This window comes from Lederbergia citri (genome assembly GCF_018343625.1).
Lineage (GTDB): Bacteria > Bacillota > Bacilli > Bacillales > Bacillaceae_C > Lederbergia > Lederbergia citri.
This window is the reverse complement of record NZ_JAGYPG010000001.1, coordinates 1,115,261-1,136,699: the sequence shown is the minus strand read 5'-3', so window position 1 is coordinate 1,136,699 and position 21,439 is coordinate 1,115,261. Positions and strand designations below refer to the sequence as shown.

The 21,439-nt window shown below is 37.9% G+C and carries 26 protein-coding genes, 1 pseudogene and 1 riboswitch; of the genes and pseudogenes, 18 read left to right on the top strand and 9 right to left on the bottom strand.

What is annotated here, in order from left to right; all coding sequences use genetic code 11:
• Window positions 1–9: 9 nt before the first annotated feature.
• A complete protein-coding gene (gene proC, locus KHA97_RS05770; protein ID WP_213123749.1) occupies window positions 10–834 on the bottom strand; it encodes a pyrroline-5-carboxylate reductase in 825 nt (274 codons plus the stop codon).
• Window positions 835–1,504: 670 nt separating this feature from the next.
• Here proC and KHA97_RS05765 point away from each other — a divergent pair.
• The 4 genes from KHA97_RS05765 (at window position 1,505) to KHA97_RS05750 (ending at window position 5,410) form a co-directional block, all read left to right on the top strand.
• Complete coding sequence (locus KHA97_RS05765; RefSeq protein ID WP_213123748.1) at window positions 1,505–2,482, top strand: MBL fold metallo-hydrolase; 978 nt, start codon at window positions 1,505–1,507, stop codon at window positions 2,480–2,482.
• Window positions 2,479–3,276: an SDR family NAD(P)-dependent oxidoreductase gene (locus tag KHA97_RS05760; protein ID WP_213123747.1), complete on the top strand. Its 798-nt coding sequence runs from the start codon at window positions 2,479–2,481 to the stop codon at window positions 3,274–3,276. Before KHA97_RS05765 ends, KHA97_RS05760 begins: the two co-directional genes overlap by 4 nt.
• Before the next feature lie 495 nt (window positions 3,277–3,771).
• Window positions 3,772–5,034 carry a Y-family DNA polymerase gene (locus tag KHA97_RS05755; protein WP_233713310.1) on the top strand — a complete coding sequence of 421 codons (1,263 nt, stop codon included), beginning with the start codon at window positions 3,772–3,774 and terminating at the stop codon, window positions 5,032–5,034.
• Window positions 5,035–5,077: 43 nt separating this feature from the next.
• Window positions 5,078–5,410 carry a YolD-like family protein gene (locus tag KHA97_RS05750; RefSeq protein ID WP_213123746.1) on the top strand — a complete coding sequence of 111 codons (333 nt, stop codon included), beginning with the start codon at window positions 5,078–5,080 and terminating at the stop codon, window positions 5,408–5,410.
• Between the two features lie 32 nt (window positions 5,411–5,442).
• Here the strand turns inward: KHA97_RS05750 and KHA97_RS05745 are convergent, their stop codons facing one another.
• Window positions 5,443–5,655 carry a CDGSH iron-sulfur domain-containing protein gene (locus tag KHA97_RS05745; RefSeq protein ID WP_213123745.1) on the bottom strand — a complete coding sequence of 71 codons (213 nt, stop codon included), beginning with the start codon at window positions 5,653–5,655 and terminating at the stop codon, window positions 5,443–5,445.
• A gap of 118 nt (window positions 5,656–5,773) precedes the next feature.
• Between KHA97_RS05745 and KHA97_RS05740 the strand changes: the two genes are divergently transcribed.
• Window positions 5,774–6,106: an iron-sulfur cluster biosynthesis family protein gene (locus KHA97_RS05740; RefSeq protein ID WP_213123744.1), complete on the top strand. Its 333-nt coding sequence runs from the start codon at window positions 5,774–5,776 to the stop codon at window positions 6,104–6,106.
• Window positions 6,107–6,137: 31 nt separating this feature from the next.
• Here the strand turns inward: KHA97_RS05740 and KHA97_RS05735 are convergent, their stop codons facing one another.
• Together KHA97_RS05735 and KHA97_RS05730 are read right to left on the bottom strand one after the other, a co-directional pair.
• Window positions 6,138–6,458, bottom strand: coding sequence for a hypothetical protein (locus tag KHA97_RS05735; RefSeq protein WP_213123743.1), 321 nt, complete (start codon window positions 6,456–6,458; stop codon window positions 6,138–6,140).
• Between the two features lie 111 nt (window positions 6,459–6,569).
• A complete protein-coding gene (locus KHA97_RS05730; RefSeq protein ID WP_213124326.1) occupies window positions 6,570–7,481 on the bottom strand; it encodes a hydroxymethylglutaryl-CoA lyase in 912 nt (303 codons plus the stop codon).
• Window positions 7,482–7,619: 138 nt separating this feature from the next.
• Between KHA97_RS05730 and KHA97_RS05725 the strand changes: the two genes are divergently transcribed.
• The gene (locus KHA97_RS05725; protein ID WP_213123742.1) at window positions 7,620–7,913 is read left to right on the top strand and encodes a hypothetical protein; all 294 of its coding nucleotides are present in this window, start codon (window positions 7,620–7,622) and stop codon (window positions 7,911–7,913) included.
• A 58-nt stretch (window positions 7,914–7,971) separates the two neighbouring features.
• Here KHA97_RS05725 and KHA97_RS05720 read toward each other — a convergent pair whose 3' ends face one another.
• Window positions 7,972–9,153, bottom strand: coding sequence for a toxic anion resistance protein (locus KHA97_RS05720; RefSeq protein WP_213123741.1), 1,182 nt, complete (start codon window positions 9,151–9,153; stop codon window positions 7,972–7,974).
• Complete coding sequence (locus KHA97_RS05715) at window positions 9,154–9,804, bottom strand: 5-bromo-4-chloroindolyl phosphate hydrolysis family protein (RefSeq protein ID WP_213123740.1); 651 nt, start codon at window positions 9,802–9,804, stop codon at window positions 9,154–9,156. It lies immediately after the preceding gene.
• A gap of 146 nt (window positions 9,805–9,950) precedes the next feature.
• Between KHA97_RS05715 and KHA97_RS05710 the strand changes: the two are divergent.
• Window positions 9,951–10,097: pseudogene (locus KHA97_RS05710) on the top strand (CoA-transferase); the annotation flags it as partial.
• A 353-nt stretch (window positions 10,098–10,450) separates the two neighbouring features.
• On the opposite strand, the gene KHA97_RS05705 reads toward KHA97_RS05710, so the two are convergent.
• The 3 genes from KHA97_RS05705 to KHA97_RS05695 form a co-directional block, all read right to left on the bottom strand.
• Window positions 10,451–10,774 carry a helix-turn-helix domain-containing protein gene (locus tag KHA97_RS05705; protein ID WP_213123738.1) on the bottom strand — a complete coding sequence of 108 codons (324 nt, stop codon included), beginning with the start codon at window positions 10,772–10,774 and terminating at the stop codon, window positions 10,451–10,453.
• Between the two features lie 129 nt (window positions 10,775–10,903).
• Window positions 10,904–11,041 carry an anti-repressor SinI family protein gene (locus KHA97_RS05700; RefSeq protein WP_213123737.1) on the bottom strand — a complete coding sequence of 46 codons (138 nt, stop codon included), beginning with the start codon at window positions 11,039–11,041 and terminating at the stop codon, window positions 10,904–10,906.
• A 27-nt stretch (window positions 11,042–11,068) separates the two neighbouring features.
• Window positions 11,069–11,157: riboswitch (cyclic di-GMP riboswitch) on the bottom strand.
• Window positions 11,158–11,402: 245 nt separating this feature from the next.
• Entirely contained in the window at window positions 11,403–12,329 is a 927-nt protein-coding gene (locus KHA97_RS05695; protein WP_213123736.1) for an aldo/keto reductase, read from the bottom strand.
• Window positions 12,330–12,451: 122 nt separating this feature from the next.
• Here KHA97_RS05695 and KHA97_RS05690 point away from each other — a divergent pair, with 122 nt between their 5' ends.
• The 11 genes from KHA97_RS05690 to sigF all read left to right on the top strand — a co-directional run bounded on the left by KHA97_RS05690 (window position 12,452) and on the right by sigF (window position 21,439).
• Window positions 12,452–13,009 (top strand): NUDIX hydrolase, encoded by a 558-nt coding sequence (locus tag KHA97_RS05690; RefSeq protein WP_213123735.1) that lies wholly within the window; start codon window positions 12,452–12,454, stop codon window positions 13,007–13,009.
• Entirely contained in the window at window positions 13,002–14,165 is a 1,164-nt protein-coding gene (locus KHA97_RS05685) for an endonuclease Q family protein (RefSeq protein WP_213123734.1), read from the top strand. Before KHA97_RS05690 ends, KHA97_RS05685 begins: the two co-directional genes overlap by 8 nt.
• 80 nt (window positions 14,166–14,245) lie before the next feature.
• Entirely contained in the window at window positions 14,246–14,893 is a 648-nt protein-coding gene (gene spoIIM, locus KHA97_RS05680) for a stage II sporulation protein M (RefSeq protein ID WP_213123733.1), read from the top strand.
• A 112-nt stretch (window positions 14,894–15,005) separates the two neighbouring features.
• Window positions 15,006–15,488: a ferric iron uptake transcriptional regulator gene (gene fur, locus KHA97_RS05675; RefSeq protein WP_213123732.1), complete on the top strand. Its 483-nt coding sequence runs from the start codon at window positions 15,006–15,008 to the stop codon at window positions 15,486–15,488.
• 228 nt (window positions 15,489–15,716) lie between these two features.
• Window positions 15,717–15,944: a YqzK family protein gene (locus KHA97_RS05670; protein WP_213123731.1), complete on the top strand. Its 228-nt coding sequence runs from the start codon at window positions 15,717–15,719 to the stop codon at window positions 15,942–15,944.
• Between the two features lie 6 nt (window positions 15,945–15,950).
• Window positions 15,951–16,844 (top strand): site-specific tyrosine recombinase XerD, encoded by an 894-nt coding sequence (gene xerD / locus KHA97_RS05665; RefSeq protein ID WP_213123730.1) that lies wholly within the window; start codon window positions 15,951–15,953, stop codon window positions 16,842–16,844.
• 381 nt (window positions 16,845–17,225) lie between these two features.
• On the top strand, window positions 17,226–18,407 hold the full coding sequence (gene deoB / locus KHA97_RS05660; protein ID WP_233713308.1) for a phosphopentomutase: 1,182 nt from the start codon (window positions 17,226–17,228) through the stop codon (window positions 18,405–18,407).
• A gap of 153 nt (window positions 18,408–18,560) precedes the next feature.
• Window positions 18,561–19,724, top strand: coding sequence for a D-alanyl-D-alanine carboxypeptidase family protein (locus KHA97_RS05655; protein WP_213123729.1), 1,164 nt, complete (start codon window positions 18,561–18,563; stop codon window positions 19,722–19,724).
• 149 nt (window positions 19,725–19,873) lie between these two features.
• Entirely contained in the window at window positions 19,874–20,224 is a 351-nt protein-coding gene (spoIIAA, locus tag KHA97_RS05650; protein WP_213123728.1) for an anti-sigma F factor antagonist, read from the top strand.
• A gap of 3 nt (window positions 20,225–20,227) precedes the next feature.
• Window positions 20,228–20,668: an anti-sigma F factor gene (gene spoIIAB, locus KHA97_RS05645; protein ID WP_213123727.1), complete on the top strand. Its 441-nt coding sequence runs from the start codon at window positions 20,228–20,230 to the stop codon at window positions 20,666–20,668.
• 12 nt (window positions 20,669–20,680) lie between these two features.
• Window positions 20,681–21,439 carry an RNA polymerase sporulation sigma factor SigF gene (sigF, locus tag KHA97_RS05640; protein WP_213123726.1) on the top strand — a complete coding sequence of 253 codons (759 nt, stop codon included), beginning with the start codon at window positions 20,681–20,683 and terminating at the stop codon, window positions 21,437–21,439.

Genomic DNA, 21,439 nt, shown 5'->3' with positions numbered 1-21,439 from the left:
GCTTTTACATCAAGTGATATTGGATTCGTACATCATTCCCAATTGTTTTGATTGCCGTGCGGCAGCATGAATACATTCAATGAAAACTTCCTGTAATTCTGCTTCTTGGAGAACAGTAAGACCAGCTTCCGTTGTTCCTCCAGGACTTGTCACTTCACGTCTCAGCTCTTCCGCTTTTTTCCCTGATGCGGATAGCATTTCGGCCGCGCCTAATAATGTTTGGATAATAAGTTTATTGGAAGTGTCTTTTTCCAAGCCAAACTGTTCTGCAGCACGTTCCATCGCTTCCACAAAATAATAAAAATATGCGGGACCGCTTCCTGAGAGTGCAGTAATAGCATCCATCTGACTTTCTTCCACTTCTTCTGTAATTCCAATCGCAGAAAAAATAGAAAGTGCCAACACCCTCTGACGATTTGAAACAAAAGGGTTAAAGGTAATGGCAGTTGCGGATTTGCCGACGCTAGCAGACGTATTTGGCATGGTTCGTGCAATAGCACAGGTGGTTTTTAGTTTATCCGTAATAAACTCAATGGAAATCCCAGCCATAACGGAAACAAGGAAAGAATTTTCGCTGATAAATGGACTGATTCTTTCCAACGCTTCGGTAGCATCTTTTGGCTTTACCGCAAAAATAATGATGTCCACATCACGGACAAGCTTATTCATATCATAAGTGGTACAAATCCCGTACTTTTCTTTTAGTTCTGTCATTTTCAATTTATTACTTCGATTGGTTATGAAGATGTCTTCGCGATTGCATATGTTTTTTGCGATTAGCCCTTCAATCATTGCTTCTGCTATAGAGCCAGCTCCAATAAATGATATCTTCATCAGTAGCCCTCCTTTTAAATGTTTATGTTGATTCTGCTACAATCAACAAAGTAGGAAAATGGAAGAATAACAATATGGTAAACGGAATACTCGATCAAAAGCGTTAGCAAGCACCTGCTGCTAGACTAGGGTGAGCAGATGTAAAATAGTGTAGGAAGAAACCAAAAATTTGCTAGTCGCTAGACGGGAATTACCCTCTTTAAAGTTATTTTCAAAGTTCCATTCTATAATGTCCCGAGAGATAAAAAAACCCTCTCATCCTATAAAAAGGACGAAAGGGAATAGCTTCCGTGGTACCACCTTCATTGATTGCCTTCAGTTGCGGCAATCATCTTAAGCCCTTAACGCGGGAGTACGGTCAGTTTTTCTGACAGCTCGCCAGGCAGGTTCAAACCAAAAGGGGATGTCGGAGCCTTCCAGCCTTTGGACTCCAATCTCTTGCATCATTTCAGTTTTACTAGTCCCGGTTCATCGCGATTTAATTAAAGCGTCTTGGCGGAATTGCCAAGCATCTACTCAATTTAGAAAAATATTATATATGATTATGATTATCGAATAGATAATTGTCAAGAAAAATATTTTCAATACTCTGAGTTCAAGATGAATATAATGACATTTTAGCCATTAATCGATACACTGTAATTACTTACTTTTAAGTTGAGGGATTAGAATGGTTAGTTTTGAAGAAAAAATTATAAAATTTGAATTGCCAACCCCATTTGCCGTTGGCGATGTGAATGTGTATGTTGTAAAAGGTGATGCGTTAACACTCATCGATGCCGGAGTGAAGACAGATGCTGCTTGGGAGGCTTTTACCTTTCAATTGGCTCAGCACGGTTTGACGCCCGAAGATATTGAACAGGTTGTGCTCACTCACCATCACCCCGATCATGTCGGGTTTTTAGAATGGTTGCCTGAAGTGCCAATTTACGGACATAAATATGTACGCCCGTGGATTGAAGAAGATTCTATTTTTTTCGCCGCACATGATGATTTTTATAGACGGTTATTTAAGGAATTTGGTTTGAGAGGGGATATGGAGAAAATGTTACATATTTTAAAGTCTCCTCTTCAATATTGTAGTACGGGTCCGCTTGCGAAAGAAATAGTGGAAGGGGATAAAATCCCTGGTTTAGAAAAATGGTCGGTTCTTGAAACGCCCGGACATGCCCAGAGTCATTTATCGTTTTTCCGAGAAAACGATGGTGTTATGCTGTCAGGGGACCATTTACTTGCAACAATCTCATCCAATCCTTTTCTTGAGCCAGCATTAGAACCATCTTCTGAGCGGCCAAAGCCACAGCTGCAATATAATGAATCGCTCGAAAAGCTTCTAGAGTTGGATGTTAGTGTTGCTTATACAGGCCATGGGGCAGATATTCCGAGAGTTCATGAGCTTGTTAAACGCCGCTTACAGCGCCAGCATGAACGGGCATTACAGGTACTCGAATTATTGAAAAACCGTCAATTGACGACCTTTTCGATTACGAAAGAACTTTTTCCCGCCGTGTATCAAAAGGAACTGGGATTAACGTTATCTGAATCAACGGCCCAGTTAGATTATTTAATCTCACTTGATCTCATTAAGAAGCAAGTGGATGATGATGGTGTTGCATTTTTTTCTGCAATTGATGGTGTGTCACGATGAAAAATGAACGCATTAGAGGGAAAACAGTCGTCATAACAGGAGCTTCCGGGGGACTTGGAGAGCAGATTGCTTATTTGTGTGCCCAAAATGGAGCTAATTTAATCTTACTTGCCCGCAACATCGAAAAACTTAATCATCTATCAGAACGGATTCACGACGAGTATGGAGTGAACTGCCCGGGCTTGGCGCTCGATGTTTCCAACCCTGATCAAATATCCGCAGTATTCAAACGTATTTATGAAACAGAAGGGGAAATTGACGTCTTAGTGAATAATGCCGGTTACGGGATTTTCTCCAACGCAATTGACATTAATCTTACTGATTTGGAAGGCATGTTTTCTGTTAACGTAATCGGATTAATTGCATGTACAAGGGAAGTCATCCCACATATGTGCAAACGAAAATCCGGTCACATTATAAATATTGCTTCCCAAGCTGGAAAACTCGCAACGCCTAAATCAAGTGTATATGCTGCGACGAAACATGCAGTACTTGGTTTTTCAAACAGCTTGCGAATGGAACTATCTCAGTACGGTGTATTTGTAACGGCGGTTAATCCCGGACCCATTCATACGGACTTTTTTCAAAAAGCCGACCCCGAGGGATCATATCTTAAAAACCTTGGTCAATTTATCCTAGATCCTGAAAAGGTTGCGAGCAACATAGTCAGCATTATGCTGACAAATCATCGTGAAATCAATATGCCGCGCTGGATGAATTGGACGGCGACCTTACATACATTAGCTCCAAGGCTTGTAGAATCTTTAGGTAGAAAAGCGTTTTTTAAAAAATAAACTCATATCTTATATCTCCAGGGATATAAGGATGGGTTTTTTCTTTTTTTATTTAGAAAAAAGTACCATTTGAAAAAATAGGTCCTTTCGGCTAATATATTGCATATAATAATAGAACAGATGTTCGTTTCGCTATCTAGGTTCAGCACCTAGCCCCTCGAGGTCATAAACCAGCGACAAATAAAAGTCAAAGAGCGGACTTTTATTGTCTCAGAACATTTGCTTGTCGGAGGCCCGCAGGATGCGGGTGAGGAAGGCGTTGCGACGTACACGGATGTACTAGTGCAGGCGAAGCGACAGGACGTTGCGTCTTTAGCCTTCCTTCCACTTTTAAGGTGCTTACGCTTTTCTTTGTCCAGCTTCAGCGCCTAGCCCCTCGAGGTCAAATAACCTGAGACAAATAAAAGTCAAAGAGTGGACTTTTATTGTCTCAGAACATTTGCTTGTCGGGGCTGAACAAGGCGCTTACGCTTTTCTAATTAGGAGGCATGAATAATGAGCATGGATTACAATAAGCTTCCACATGACAAAATATTATGTGTGGATATGAAAAGCTTTTATGCGAGCTGCTCGGCGGTGATGCTTGGATATGATCCATTAAAATGTCATCTTGCGGTTGTTGGAAATCTGAAACAACCTGGGAGTGTTGTGCTCGCAGCATCCCCACGTTTGAAAAAAGATTTTGGAATTAAAACAGGTTCCAGGCTTTTTGAAATTCCGGAAGATGACAGAATCCGGCTTGACGAGGCAAAGATGAGTACTTATTTGCGGGTTGCCACTGAAATTACGCATCTTTTTCATCGTTACGTTCCGAAAGAAGCGATTCATGTGTATAGCGTGGACGAGAGTTTTATCAAAATAGACGGAACGAGTGATCTATGGGGAGATGCCCGTTTAGTTGCCGAGAAAATTAAAGATGAGTTGTTTCGGGAGTTCCAGCTCACATGTTCCATTGGCATTGGACCAAATATGCTTCTTTCCAAGCTTTGTCTCGACCTCGAAGCAAAAAAAACGGGTATTGCGGAATGGACTTATGAAGATGTTCCGGAAAAATTATGGCCAGTGGCTCCACTTAGGGAGATGTGGGGGATCGGAAGAAGGGTAGAAAGGACACTGAATAGTATGGGGATTTTTAATGTTGGACAGCTTGCCCATTCTGATTTGCATTTGCTCGAGAAAAAATTCGGGGTGATGGGGAATCAACTTTACTACCATGCGTGGGGAGTAGATTTGTCGGAATTAGGTGCTCAGATTATAGAAGGACAAATTAGTTTTGGAAAAAGTCAAATTTTACTTCGTGATTATAAAGATAAAGAGGAGATTATTTGTGTCATTCTCGAAATGTGTGAAGAAGTGGCACGGAGAGCAAGAGAGCGTAAAAAGGCGGGAAGGACCATTAGCCTCGGGATTGGCTATAGCGATAAAGAATTTGGCGGTGGATTTTTACGTTCGTACTCAGTGGAGGAACCAACAAATACAACGATGGATTTGTATCGTGTCTGTTTGCAGCTGTTCGAAACACATTACACAGGAAAAACCGTACGCCAAATTTCTATAGCATTATCGAATGTGACAGATGACAAATACGTTCAATTAAATTTATTTGAACCTAGAAAAGTAAGCGAAAAAAAGCTTGGCTACACCGTAGATCATATTCGCAGGCGTCATGGAGGAGTGTCCTTATTACGAGCAATTTCTTATACGAAAGCAGGAACGGCAAGGAAGAGGGCAGCTCTTGTAGGAGGGCATAAAGCATAAACCATAATATTGCAAAACTTATGCAAAAGGAAGGTGTGCGTGAATGATTCGGGATCGTGGTCGTATAAAATGGAATTCGCTTATGCTTCCGGAGCATGTTACAATGCTTCGGAAATGGGCGGAAGAAGACGCGCATGAAAAATTAAAGCAATTGGATGAACAAAAATTAGAAATGCTAAATGAAACAGCAGGTGCGGCAATGGAATTCGGGAAAGAAGTGATGATTACACATTTTATGAATCATCATTATGAAGAAATATTAGGAAGGATTCATTATTTTGATGCGATAAATAAAGAATTTCGTGTAGTTGATCAGGATGGACGTGTTGTAAAGATCTCGGCTGAAAGGATTGATCAGATCGTTATTATGGAATAAAAAAGACCCGCAATGACTGCGGGCCATCCCAGTTAATCATTTAATACTTTTTCAGCGCGGACGCATGATTCAAAATTCCCTTTATGCGTTCCGTCACAAAACGGTTTGCGACTGGAAAGACCACAGCGGCATAAAGAAAATACTTGTTTTGTTTCAAATACATTACCGTCAACATCAATTAGTTCAACGTCTCCAGATACTCGATAAGAGCCGTTATCCATTACTTTAATTTGTACTTTTTCCAAATTAGTATCCCCCTTGTAAAAAACTATTCCTATTTTATAGTAGAAGGAAAGAAGAGGAAATGCAACCTCACTGAATGAGGCATGTGCTAAAATGGATGAAAAGAAGGGAGAGAACATAATGAGAATTTCAATTACAGAAGAAGCTGCACGGAAAATTGAGCAGAATATCGACGGTCAAAATTTAATCTTAAAGCTGAAATATGAAACGGACGGCTGTGGATGTACTGTTAGTGGTGTTCCTACATTGCAATTAATTCGTGAACAAGATTTACATGCAGAGGATATATTAATCGGAACCGATAAAGTGAACGTGTATATAGAAAAATCAAAAGCTATTTTTTTCGATGAAGAATTGAAAATTGATTTCTCTCAGGAAACTCAATCATTTCGCTTATCAAGCCCAGGGCAAATATTAAATGGACGAATGGGCTGCAACGTCGTATCGGACTGAAGGGGCTCAATTTTAAGGCGTCATTCACGATTTAAATGGAAGAATGCTGAGTTTCGTCGAGAATTAATGTGGAATTAGCGGTGAAATCGGAAATGGGTTGGATATCATCGAGAATTAATGCAGAATAATCGATGAAAACAGAAGTGAGATAAGTTTCGTCGAGAATTAAGGCGGAATAATCGATGAAATCAGAAATGGGCTGGGTTTCGTCGAGAATTAAGGCGGGATAATCGATGAAAACAGAAATGAGATAAGTTTCGTCGAGAATTAATACGGAATAATCGATGAAATCGGAAATGGGCTGAGTTTCATCGAGAATTAATAGGATTCGCGATGAAATAAAATATCGCATAGTTACATCGCGATCCTGCATTTAAAATTAAGCAAATACGATCATGATTACGATTTTGAAGTGGAAGCAACAATCATTATCTGATGTGTGTCAAATCCTACTATTCACCTATTACATTTTGTCCTTAGCTTTTTTAGTAAGCCGATAATAACCAGATTCAATCTCTCTCGATAGGTGAGGGGCGATTACATCAATCGCATCAAAAAGTTTCTCAAGGTTAATTCCGGTTTCAATCCCCATTCGTTCGAGCATATATACCACATCTTCAGTAGCAACATTGCCGCTCGCTCCTGGTGCGAAAGGGCAACCGCCTATCCCTCCGGCAGAAGAGTCAAAACGGTCGATTCCAGCTTGAAGGGCAGTATAAATATTAGCAAGCGCCATTTTTCGCGTATCGTGAAAATGTGCAGCAATCATAACAGAGGGAAACACCCTCTTTAGCTCGGAAAAAAGTAAAAAAGATTCCGCAGGAGTCGCCATTCCGATTGTATCCGCAACACTAAGTTCATCGACTCCGACTGCAGCGAATTCCCGACAAAGCTTTATTGTATCTTCTATCGGAATTTTTCCTTCGTATGGGCAATAAAAGGCAGTAGAAATGCAAGCGCGGATAAAAAAGCCTTTAGTCTTTAAGTCCGTAATAATCGGGATTAATTCCTCCATACTATCCTTAGTTGTTTTATTTACATTTTTCCTATTAAAACTATTACTAACGCCAATGAAAATTGCAGCATTTTTACAATCAGTTCCTAACAATTTTTCAATCCCTTTTCGATTTGGAACTAAAACAATACTCCGAATACCTCGAGGACGAGAGATGACAATCGAGGCAGCGTCCTTCATTTGCGGAATCCATTTTGGAGAAACGAAAGAGGTGATTTCCATCTCCTGGACACCCGCGAATACCAATTTCTGAATGAATTTTTTCTTAGTCTCAGTATCGATAAAATGATTTTCATTTTGTAATCCATCTCGTGGCCCTACCTCAATGATTGTCACCTTTTCTGGTAAAACCAATCCGATTCCTCCCATAAAAGAATTAAAAAACCAATTACTTTAAAATATGAGAAGAGTAATAGCTTATGTCCGATTTCACATAGGTTAAACAAGGTGAATTTTGTTTAGTCGTTTATATAAACTAGATATAAAGGGGATGGTGATATGGAAAAGATAATATTATGTACACTCATTTTTATGCTAAGCATTACTTTATTTGCTTGTAGCAATACTGAAGTAGCACAGGAAACAAAAAGCAAACAGTATCAACAAAAAATCATTATCATGGACTCTGTTTATATCCCTCTTCCGCCAGAAGCCAAGAATATTGAATATATGCCAAGTGGTCTGGAACCACAACAAATTCCCAACACTAATTTAAAAGATCCCATTGTCATTACAAGAATGCCTTACGCCGACAAGAAAACAACAAGTTACACTTCATCAGCAAAAAAATAGACTTGTTCCATTATTTTAAGGGAACAAGTCTATTTTTTTGATATTAATTCCTTAGGCATTACGTTAATCTGAGTAATTTTTCCTTCAACTCGTTCTCCATAGAAACAAGTTCTTGCTCTGCTTGGGCGCGTTTCGCACGTCCTTCTTGTTGAATTTTGATTGTTTCTTCAAGAGTTGTAATCAAATTAGACTGTGTCTTTTTCAATGTTTCAATGTCGACAAGTCCACGTTCATTTTCTCTTGCTGTTTCAATTGTATTTGTTTTTAACATTTCTGCATTTTTTAGAAGTAAATCATTTGTTGTTTTAGAAACTTGTTTCTGCGCTTCGACAGCCTGCCGCTGACGAATAAGAGTCAATGCAATCGCAATTTGATTTTTCCAAAGCGGAATGGCTGTCATAATCGAAGTTTGAATTTTTTCTGCAAGTGCCTGATTCGTATTTTGAATCATTCTAATTTGTGGAGCACTTTGGATTGTAATCTGTCTGCTTAATTTTAAATCGTAGAGCCTTTTATCAAGACGATCTGCAAATTGAATCATATCATTGACTTCTTGATACGTCATTTGATCACCGGAAGCTTCAGCTTTTTGCTTTAACTCCGGAATCGTCTTAGTCGTCAATTCTTCAATTTTTAACTCTCCTGCTGCAATATAAATATTCAAAGCATGAAAGTATTCCTTATTTTTCTCATATAATTGTTCAAGCATCTTTAAATCATCAATCAATGTCTGCTTTGATTGATTCAATTTCACCGTGATCCTGTCAATTTGTGCTCCCGTTTTTTGATATTTAGACATTACCTCTTGAATGGAATTGGAAATTTTCCCAAACATCTTCGAGAAAAAATTCTTTTTTTCAGGTGAAAGTTCATCCGGATTCACGTCTCGTAGTTTGTTCATTAAGTCATTTAAAATATCACCAATTGGACCAATGTCCTTACTTTGCACATGATCAAGCATGGAGCTCGAAAAATTCAATAATTGGGATTGGGCATGAGTTCCGTAAGCAATAACTGCTTGATGGTTGGCAGGATCAATCTGTTTAGCGAGCTCAAGGGCCCGCTTTCGATTTTCTTCAGGTAGGCTGTCGACAAGTCTTACAGGCTTTACCTCTTCTTGTACTTGTTCCTGCTTTATCGGCACGATCTCTTGTTCACCAAATGGATTGGCCAGTAGATCGTCAAGGCTTGAAAAGTCAGTTTTTAACACCGTTTCAGTATTTTTGTTTTGTTCACTCATTTATTTCTTTCTCCTTTCATCGTCGAGAGGGTTATATTCTAATTTTTTTAAAGAATGCTTTGCAACATCTAATTCAAAATTTAAATCATCAATATCTGATGAAAGTACATGATAAATATCTTTTTTGATTGATTCACTCAAATCTTCCAATGTGCTTTGGGTTTCCTTAAGTGAAATATACATTTTTTCATTTTTTACAGGCTGGGCGGCGAGCATGGCATATTTTTCTGAGAGCTCCACTACTGAATCAAGATGATAGAAGAAGAAACGCTCAGACTGATAAAAACGTCTAGGGTCTTTATGGATGATGGAATACATCCGTTTTGATAATTTACTTAGTTCATATAACTGCTTAAAAGCACCCATCGTTCTAACAGAAAAAAATGCTTTTTGTAGTCTGCTGATTTTTTTCTTTGCTTCATCTAGGTTTTTTTGTATATAAACATATTCTTTTCTCGTCAATTTATTTTTTTTCAAAAATTTACGATCAGAATATAGTTTTATCCCAAAGAATGTAAGGCCACCTGCTAGCAATGCAGAGACGGTAGAAGGTACGAGTCCTAAAATGAAACCATTAAATAAAATGACCCAAAGCAAAATGGTTGCCGCAGCGGTAAACATACCGAGAAAAAACGTAAAAACAGGTTTCATGCTGCATCTACTCCTATCCCAAACTTTTTCTATATAAATGAATTACGTTAATTGTTAAATAAAGGTTTCATTCATATCTATTATAAGGAATAAATCAATCTTTTGAAAGACACAAACGCAGGAGGATCATAAAGGAGGATGGAAAAATGAAAAAAGTATACACATCCTTTCATGGAGCCATTCATGATATTCAAGATGGATCTACTATCATGGTAGGGGGATTTGGTTTGTGTGGAATACCTGAAAATATGATCTTGGCACTGCGAGATAAGAATGTTAAGGAACAAGTTGTAGATCAATCATTTCAGACCGAGCGGTCATTGATGTTACAAAACCTGCTCTCGTATTAAAAGAAGTTGCCGCCGGATATTCCGTTGAAGAGAAAATTTCATCTACAGAACCCGATTTAATATTGGATGAACAAATAATTCCGGACGCATATTAAATAAACCATGGCTTGATTTTTCTCAAGCCATGGTTTGTATTTTTTAGTAGAAAAAGTATAAATTTTTACATAAAATTACTTCGGGGCTGGTGTTCTTCCTGTCTAGCTCTAGACGCCTAGAGACTAGCAAACTTTCAGCATAAGTCAGAAGCTTAAAAAGTTTGTACGGCGCTGAACGGATCGCCAGTCGCTTTTATTGCATCATTTATTTCCCATTTTCCATTTATTAAACTCTAGAAATTCGCGAAACTCTTCTTTAGACACTCCGGACGACATTGCTTCTCGAACAAGTTCCTCCCAGTCGGAATCTAAACCGATTTCTCCTTCTTGTTTCTCATGAAGCAAAGTATTCACGGATATACCTAACACTTCCGATACTTTCTCCAAGAAATGGATGGAAGGGTTGGATTGGATATTTCGTTCAATAGAACTCAAATACGATTTAGCAACCCCTGCTTTTTCCGCTAATTCAGATAGTGACATTTTTTTCTGTTTTCTATATTCACGTAAACGTTCGCCAATCATGTGAATCTTCACCTTCCTTACAGCAAATTATACCATATAACGAAGGTTTGTTTCATATTTAGAACACTCTTAGTCGAAAAATTTTTTCATTATTTTTTTAAAAAATAGTCTGAAAGAAGCGTAACGATACTACTGCTGATTTCGTTTGTGAATTTGAAAAAACTCTCTAATACTTTCAGGACTTATGCCTGCATGTAGTGCAGCTAATATGAGCTCTACCCATTCCTCATCAAACTGTTCATGCTTAACTATAACCGCTTTCCGCATAATGACCTCCTAAAATACATATAGTATTTAGGTAACCCAGCTGCCGTAGTTGATAAAAAACCTTAGGCCTGTGGCTTTGCGTATCTGACTTTCGATCAGATTTGCCTTTATCTAATCAAAATTAATTGTATTCATGAATCATTATAGACATTACAAAAGTCATAGTCGCAAAAAAAATGTCGATGACAAATGTATACTTCAAGCTGTAATAATAGTCATTATTGAGTATGATTTTGTCGGAGTATAGTAATATGAGTTGTAAATAGTTTGAAAGTCCCGTAAAGGTCATCCGCCTATAGGCAGAAAAGTCAATAACATTGTAGAAATGTTTAGAAAAATGGTGAACGAAATATTTTAAAAATTATATATGTTCGGTATAATTGCTCTTTTTCGTAATCATTTCTAAATACCCAAACTCTTCTTTTGATAGTGGTTTGGAGTTAACAGCTCTTATATTATCAAGTAATTGTTCAACTGAGCTGGCACCCGTTACGACAGATGCAATAGTCTCATGGGCTAAATTAAATTGAAGGGCGACCTCATTTAAAGAACGTGAATGGGGTAAAAGTTTAGCTTTAATACTTTCTATCAAATCTTTTATTTCTTCAGTAGAATAATCAAGATATGCTTTTGCATTAAAGGTGCCTGCTTCAATTGCTCCAAGTGTCTTATCGCTTAAAATACCTTTTGCGACCGAGCCCCTTGTAACGATACTAATATTACTTTCTTTTAAAAGTGGCATCACTGCTTCCGGGCGCCTATCTAATAAACTATATTGCATCATATTGCTAATAATCGATGAATCTCTCACATATTTACGGATTACATTAGGACGAATCGAAGATATGCCATAATAACGAATAAAGCCTTCTTCTTTCAATTCTTCAAAAGCTTGAATCGTTTCATCGATAGGATCCTCAATCGTTCCCCCGTGAAGTTGGTATAAATCTATATATTCAGTTTTAAGTCTATGGAGGCTCTTTTTAACAGCTTCTTTTATGTAAGCCTTCGATGGATCCCAGCTCCAACCATCTTTATTTTCATTCCAACGATTTCCTACCTTTGTCGCGATAACAACTTCTTCTCTTTTATTTGATAGCGTCTTACCGACAATTTCTTCGTTTACTCCGTAGTCATATAAGTCGGCCGTATCAAAGTAATTAATTCCTGCATCAAGTGCCGCTTCAATAATTTTTTGCGCTTTATTAACATCAGTCCCAATGGACATACAGCCTAGCCCCATTTTAGAAACTCGTAAATCAGAATTTCCAAGTTGTCTTTTATCCATTTCCTCATCACCTTCCCAGTTCTTTTCTTCATTTTACTGGAAAGTCATCCTGCATAACAAAATTAATGTTCCATCTTCTTTATGTTATGATTGGAAAAGTAATAAAGAAGGAGCGGAAAAGGATGAAAAAGTTTGAGGAAAAAACGATACATAGTCAAGAGATATTTAGTGGAAAGATAATCCGTCTGCAAGTCGATGATGTAGAACTGCCTGATGGAAAAACAGCAAAGCGGGAAATTGTGAAACATCCAGGAGCTGTTGCGGTGATACCCATTAATGATGAAAATAAAATCATTATGGTTGAACAGTATCGAAAACCGTTGGACCGATCTTTATTTGAAATTCCTGCTGGAAAGCTTGAGTATGGAGAAGAACCATTAGTGACTGCAGAGCGTGAACTAGAAGAAGAAACGGGTTATGCAGCGGGGAATATGGAGCATTTAATATCGTTTTACACCTCTCCGGGATTTGCAGATGAACTAATCCATCTTTATATAGCTACTGATTTAAAAAGAATCGATAATCCGAAAATTGGCGATGAGGATGAGTTTGTGGAGCTTCATGAAATAACGCTACAAGAAGCGATTCAATGCGTCAATGATAAGCGAATCTACGATGCGAAAACGGCATACGCAGTCCTTTATTTACAACTTAGAATGGCGATGTCATCTAATGAATGAATTTTTTTCTGATCTACATATTCATATTGGCAGAACAATAACAGGAAGACCTGTCAAAATAACTGCGAGCAGAAACCTCACTTTAACGAACATATTAAAGGCTGCGAAATTTCCAAAGGGTTTAAATATTGTTGGGATTATCGATTGCCATTCACCCGAAGTAATAATGGAAATGGAACATTTAATTGAGACGGGGCGACTCGTAGAAATAAAGGATGGAGGTTTCCAATATGAAAACGGTGTTGTCCTTATCCCTGGATCGGAAATAGAAATCAATGATCACCACTGTAAAGGACCTATCCATGTCCTTGCATACTTTCCAACCATGGTTTCGCTTAAGGAATTTTCAGATTGGCTTTCGGCAAGAGTGACAAATATCCAGCTAAGTACGCAAAGAATATATGAAGATGCCATAGTCGTACAGGAAAAAGTGAAAGAACTTAATGGTTTATTCATTCCTGCCCATGTATTTACTCCTTTTAAAAGTCTTTATGGAAAAGGTGTAGAAAAATCGCTGACAGAAGTATTCAATCCAGCTTTAATAGATGCAGTTGAATTAGGTTTAAGTTCTGATACAAATATGGCTGATCAGCTTTCTGAAATACATCAATATGGATTTTTAACGAACTCGGATGCTCATTCCATTGCGAAAATGGCAAGAGAATATCAAATGCTGGAACTAGAAGCTCCAACTTTTAAGGCCATTAAACAATCTTTTAAAAATATTGATGGAAATAAGATTAAAGTTAATTATGGGTTGAATCCTTTATTAGGAAAATATTATCGGACAACTTGTACAAATTGCTTTACTCCTAAACAAGGGGCTATTTGTCCAAATTGCGGTTCGGAAAAATTTACAATGGGGGTATTTGAACGGATTACTCAATTGGCGGATGCAGAGGGTAAACCTGACAGGCCACCTTATATTCACCAAGTACCCTTGGAATTCATTCCGGGGCTAGGGCCGAAAGCAATGGAAAATTTATTGAATCATTTTGGAACGGAAATGAGTATATTACATCGTGTGAACGAGTCTGAACTAAAGAGAGTAGTGAAAGATGAGCTTGCTGATATGATTATTCAAGCTCGGAAAGGAAATTTGCAAGTAGCTGCAGGTGGAGGCGGCAAATATGGAAGGATTCAAAAATTTGAATAGTTATTTGTACGATCGTTGTTGACATACTCACTGCTCGTCCAACATATAATGTACCATTCGCAGGACAGGAGGAGCAAAAGATGCGCAACAGACTATCTACCAATATAATCAGTCGTCATTTTCAAGAACATTCTTCCATCTACACATTTATAATGGTCTTATTTTTAATGGGGGTTATTTTTGGTTCCATATTTGTCAACAGCTTGTCTCTTAATCAAAAAGAAGATCTCTTTTACTATTTAAACCAATTTTTTGGACAAGTAGGGGAGGGAGAAATGGTTCCTCCTGAAGAATTACTGAAAATGAGTTTCTGGCATAATGTCAAATTTGCTGGGCTTATTTGGCTATTAGGCATTTCAATTATTGGTTTTCCTCTTATCTTTATATTAATTTTCATAAAGGGGATTGTTGTAGGATTTTCTGTGGGATTTCTTGTCAACCAAATGGGTTGGAATGGACTTTTGCTTGCATTTAGTTCCTTGCTTCCACAGAATTTATTTATTATCCCAGTCTTTGTCTTTATTTCTGTTTGTTCTATTGCACTTTCTATAAAATTAATAAAGAAAATTTTTATTCGACAAGCTCTCCCTTTCCATCTTATGCCCGTTTTTACGAGATACTTTATATCTTATATTGCTGCTATTGCCTTCATTACCGTTGCTGCAAGCTTAGAGGCATATGTTTCCCCGGTTTTGATGAAGTCAATTATTGTTTCGCTTACAAAATAAAATATTCAGGTGCAAGGCGCTTCCTTTTTTTCTAAATTAAAATCATTATAGTTTGATTATGACTTCCCTTCTGCTATAATAAAGTGGATAGTGGCGAGGGAGGATACATAGTATGGAAAGTCGTATTGATCGCATAAAGAAACAATTGCATTCTGCAAGCTATAAGCTTACTCCCCAGCGAGAAGCCACAGTTCGGGTGTTACTTGAACATGAAGAGGACCATTTAAGTGCAGAAGATGTGTATCTGCTAGTTAAAGAGAAGGCACCAGAAATTGGACTTGCCACTGTATATCGGACTTTGGAACTTTTAACTGAATTAAAAGTAGTGGATAAAATCAATTTTGGTGACGGTGTTTCTCGCTATGACTTGCGGAAGGAAGGGGCAGCCCATTTCCATCATCATTTAGTTTGCATCGAGTGTGGGACAGTGGATGAAATCCAAGAAGACCTACTAGGTGATGTCGAAAAAATTGTTGAACGTGATTGGAATTTTAAAATTACGGATCATAGACTTACCTTCCACGGAATTTGCTGGCGCTGCCATAAAAAAAACGACGAAGAAAATAAAACTAATGACGAAGAAGAAAAACAATGAAGCCTTTTCCGATTTTAAGGAAGAGGCTTTTACTATTTTGTGATAAACCTTCCATTATTTTTCTAAAATCATGAATAAATAAAGACAAGCTGGGCATATGCTTGTATTACGTAAAGTATAAGTGCTCTAATTGTTCACGTACAAACTTCAGTGTCTCCAGTTGAACAGAAGTATCCTAGTATAGGCGCTGAGCTAAAAATGTATAGCAGACTAAAAGGAATGGTTTTCATGAAAAATATGGTAAAGGTCTTTTTTGGAACATTACGGTTGTTTTTATTATTTGCAGGATGCACTATCCTCTTTTATTATGGTATTATGTGGATAAATCAAGAATATGAAAATTATCGGCGATATGATGAGCCGGAAGGAACAGCGGTAAAGGCTTTTCAGCCGTTCGGAAATGAGGATAATGGCTGGTTTTCACGTCTTCTGCTTTTTTATCAGAATGGAGAGTAGGGTACAATGCAAGATCGGTTGCAGGATTTTATTCATTTTATGATAGTCGAAAAAGGATTGGCTCAAAATACAATAATCTCATATGAACGAGACTTAAAGCGCTATTTGAAATATTTGCAACAAGTTGAACAATTGAAATCACTGAACGATGTTTCTCGAATCCATATCGTTCAGTTTTTGTCTTTTTTAAAAGGTGAAGGGAAATCGGCTAAAACACTTGCTAGGCATATTGCATCCATCCGAGCCTTTCATCAATTCTTACTTCGTGAAAAAGCCGTTGAACAAGATCCATCTGTTCATATCGAGACACCACAATTGGAAAGAACCTTGCCGAAGGTCCTTAGTTTTGGGGAAGTAGAATCATTATTGGAAACACCTAATCAGTCCTCACCATTTGGGTTAAGGGACAAAGCGATGATGGAGCTATTGTATGCTACAGGAATCCGAGTTAGTGAGCTTATTAATCTTGATATGGAAAATGTACATTTAACTATGGGATTCGTTCGTTGTATCGGAAAAGGGAACAAGGAGCGGATTATTCCTATTGGAAAAATGGCACAATCTGTCATCGAACAATACATAAAGGAATCAAGACCAAAACTTAAAAATCCTAAAAATCGGACAGAGGCTCTCTTCCTAAATCACCATGGAAATCGTCTTACAAGGCAAGGGTTTTGGAAGATTATTAAAAAACTCGCATCTGAAGCAAAAATAGAAAAGGAACTAACACCTCATACGCTACGTCATTCGTTTGCAACCCATTTGCTTGAGAATGGAGCAGATCTTAGAGCTGTACAAGAAATGCTTGGTCATGCCGATATCTCAACAACTCAAATCTACACCCATGTAACAAAAACAAGATTAAAAGATGTATATACAAAGTTTCATCCACGAGCATAGAAAAGTATAAGCGCCTTGCTCATCGACGTTTTGACTTACGCAAAAGAAAAGGACAAGAAGTTTGCTAGTCGATAGGCGCTGAAGCTGGACAAGGAAAAGCATAAGCGCCTTGCTCATCGAGGTACAGGCCCGCAGGATGTGGGTCCGTCGACGAAGACATAAGGACTTGCGGTTTCAGTCGGCGTTCCTTTTCGGTATCACAAAGATATAGGAGATACTTCTAAGTTGGAGAGCGGAAGGGAATTGTATCTAGAGAAATTGCTCACCATCGGCTGATTATGCTGGACATTAGCTTCGACCGCAAAATGCGGTTTTTTTATTATGCACTTAAGGGTATGATACATATATATTTGAATTTCAACATAAGAGGGGGCAACTATTATGGCAGCAAAATTTAAAAGAATCCACTTAATTGTACTAGACTCAGTCGGGATTGGAGAAGCTCCGGATGCGGCATCATTTAATGACGAGGGTGCAGACACTTTAGGGCATATAGCAGAAAAAATGAATGGATTAAACATGCCGAATATGGAAAAGTTCGGACTTTCCAATATAAAAAAAATAAGAGGGATTAAGGAAGTAGAACGTCCACTAGCTTTCTACACCAAAATGCAAGAAGCATCCAGAGGAAAAGATACGATGACTGGCCATTGGGAAATAATGGGGCTTATTACGAGTCACCCATTTAAAGTTTTCCCAAACGGTTTTCCAGAATTGCTTATCACACAACTGGAACATGCCTCTGGTAGAAGCGTTATAGGTAATATACCGGCAAGTGGAACTGAAATCATCGATCGGCTTGGTGAGGAGCATATGAAAACAGGTGCGCTGATTGTTTACACTTCAGCAGATTCCGTATTACAAATTGCTGCACACGAAGAAATTGTTCCCCTTGACGAATTATATGAAATTTGTGAGAAAGCTCGAGAGCTAACATTGGTAGATGAATATAAGGTTGGACGGGTGATTGCAAGACCATTTGTCGGTGAACCAGGCAATTTCAAACGAACACCTAATCGCCATGATTACGCGCTAAAGCCTTTCGATAAAACAGTCATGAATGAACTGAAAGACGGTGGGCTAGATGTGATCGCTATAGGAAAAATTAATGATATATACGATGGGGAAGGAATAACAAAAGCGGTAAGAACTGTTTCGAATATGGATGGAGTAGACAAACTTGTTGATGTGATGGAACAGGATTTTACAGGTTTGAGCTTTGTAAATTTAGTTGATTTTGATGCTTTATATGGACATAGAAGAGATCCAGAGGGTTATGGAAAAGCACTTGAAGAATTTGACGCAAGGATACCTGAAATTATAGAAAAACTAAAAGAAGATGATTTGCTAATCATTACGGCAGATCACGGAAATGATCCGATTCATCATGGAACGGACCATACGAGGGAATTCGTCCCACTAATTGTATTTTCAAAGCAATTTTATGGTGGGGGAGAACTTCCTTTGCGCAAGACATTTGCCGATATTGGTGCGACAGTGGCTCAAAATTTTAATATTAAATGGAGAGGAGAAGGAGAAAGTTTTTTAGAAAGATTAAGATGAAATAATGAATAAATAAAAGCTTGTTGGGAACTCTCATCGTTCTCAACAAGCTTTTTCTTTTTATCTTGTATAAATAAATATTTGCTGGGAGACAATGATAAATATGGAAATCATTTCCGATTATATATCTATGAAAAAATTGGAGGGACCCGTATGAAGAAATGGATAAGTTCATGCTTTGGTATAGTTATGTTTTTTTCAATGCTATCACAATCTGTAATGGCAGAAGAGAAACAAGTTGAGCTTTCAAATGAATCAAAATCAGCTATCTTAATAGAACGAGATACCGGAACTGTCTTATATGAAAAAAATATGCACGAAAAATACTCACCTGCCTCCATGACTAAAATAATGACGATGCTTCTCATTATGGAAGCGATTGATGAAGGTAAATTTTCGTTTAAAGATAAAGTGGCAACGAGTGAATACGCTGCTTCGATGGGAGGCTCACAAATCTTTTTAGAGCCTGGTGAAGAAATGAAAGTAGAAGAACTTTTATTGGCAGTTGCCATCGGTTCGGCAAATGACGCTTCTGTAGCTTTAGCAGAAAAAGTGGCTGGAAGTGAAGAAAACTTTGTAAACTTGATGAATAAAAAGGTTAGGGAGTTAGGGCTTAAAAATACAAAATTTCATAATACGACGGGCTTACCTACCAAGGATCATTATAGTACGGCACACGATATGGCCATAATGGCAAAAGAATTACTAAAATATGAAGAAATAACCGATTTTACAAAAATGTATGAGTCATATCTAAGGGAAGATACTGATAAGAAGTTTTGGCTAGTCAATACAAATAAACTAGTAAAATTTTACCCTGGAGTAGACGGATTAAAAACTGGATTTACTAGAGAAGCCATGTACTGTTTAACGGCAACCGCGAAAAAAGATGGTATGCGTGTCATTGCGGTTGTATTCGGAGCACCGACTTCTAAAAGTAGAAATGCCCAAATAACAAAAATGCTTGACTATGCCTTCGCAAATTACGCCTCACACTCTGTCTATAAAAAAGGTCAGGCACTTGGAAAAGTAAAAATTAGCAAAGGAAATATGAAAGAAGTAAAAGCAGTAACAGGAGAACCAGTTTCGGTTTTGACGAAAAAAGGAGAGCAGATTACAAATCTTACAAAGGATATAAAATTGAACAAACATTTAAAGGCACCTATCCATAAAGGTGATGAAGTTGGAACGTTAACGATTACACAAAACGGGAAAACCCTCACTCATACAAAACTTGTAGCAGAGAAAAATGTTAAAAAAGCTACTTGGTGGGAGTTGTATAAACGTACGTTCGGCATGTTCACTAAATCTAATTGAGTATATAAGCTCAGTTAGTGTGCCAGCGCAAGCCGCGAGATAATGAAAAAATGTTGGCGAATCTCTTCTAGTTTTGTCATCAAGAAGGATTCGAGCGATTAAAAGTAGAATTGACTCACTATACTCTTATGCGAGGAGGCTATAGATAAGTGAGTCTATCAATTAATTTAGAAGTTAAGCAAGATGTACTATGCATCAGACTATCAGGAGAACTGGATCATCATACGGCTGAGGAACTAAAAAGTAAAGTAACCACGGCCATCGAAAAATACCAAATCCTCCATATCGTCATGAATTTAGAAAAATTAACGTTCATGGATAGCTCTGGTCTCGGAGTCGTGTTAGGGAGATATAAACAAATAAAATCAAAAAATGGTGAGATGGTCGTTTGTGCGATTACCCCCCCAGTAAAGCGATTGTTTGAAATGTCTGGTTTATTTAAAATTATTAGACTGGAACCATCGGAACAATTTGCACTAGAAAGATTGGGGGTAGCTTAACAAATGAGAAACGAGATGCAAATTCAATTTAGTGCTTTGAGCCAGAATGAATCTTTCGCTCGTGTTACAGTAGCTGCTTTTATCGCTCAATTAGACCCGACACTTGATGAACTGACGGAAATTAAAACAGTTGTCTCTGAAGCTGTTACAAATGCGATTATTCATGGATACGAACAAAATCCCACAGGAATTGTTTACATTTCTGCGGCAATTGAAGACGATATGATCGATTTGGTTATTAGAGATAACGGCGTCGGGATTAAAGACATCGAAGAAGCAAAACAGCCGCTGTTTACTACAAAACCTGAACTAGAAAGATCAGGGATGGGCTTTACAATTATGGAAAATTTTATGGATCATATGGAAGTAGAATCACACCCAGGTACAGGCACAACTATTCGCTTAATCAAGCACGTAACTAAAAACAAAGCGTTATGCAATTAAGGAGCCGCGCCTATGGATGTGGAACTTAAGAAAGAGGCAAATAAAGGCTTTTTGAAGGATGCAGAAGTAAAAGAATATATTAGAAAAAGCCAGGAAGGGGATCAAGAAGCAAGAGACATTCTGGTGGAAAAAAACGTAAGGCTTGTTTGGTCTGTCGTCCAGCGCTTTTTAAACAGGGGATATGAACCTGATGATCTTTTTCAAATAGGAAGTATCGGTTTATTAAAGTCTATTGATAAATTTGATCTTTCATACGATGTGAAGTTTTCAACCTATGCCGTGCCAATGATTATTGGAGAGATTCAGCGCTTTATCCGCGATGATGGTACGGTTAAAGTAAGCCGTTCTTTAAAAGAATTAGCGAATCGGATACGAAAAGCGAGAGATGAACTGGCCAAAAAGCATGAAAGGGTACCGACTATAAGTGAAATTGCCGATTACTTAGGTGTTAGTCGTGAAGAAGTAATTATGGCACAGGATGCCGGACGTTCTCCTTCTTCAATTCATGAAACTGTTTATGAAAATGATGGGGATCCCATTACCTTAATTGATCAAATTGCTGATCAGAACGAACATAAATGGTTTGACAAAATTGCATTGGAAGATGCTATTAGAGGACTTGATGAACGAGAACGTCTTATCGTTTATCTGAGGTATTATAAAGATCAAACACAGTCGGAAGTTGCCTCACGCCTCGGAATTTCACAAGTTCAAGTTTCACGACTTGAAAAGAAAATATTGGAGCAAATGAAAGAACACATGGATGCCTGA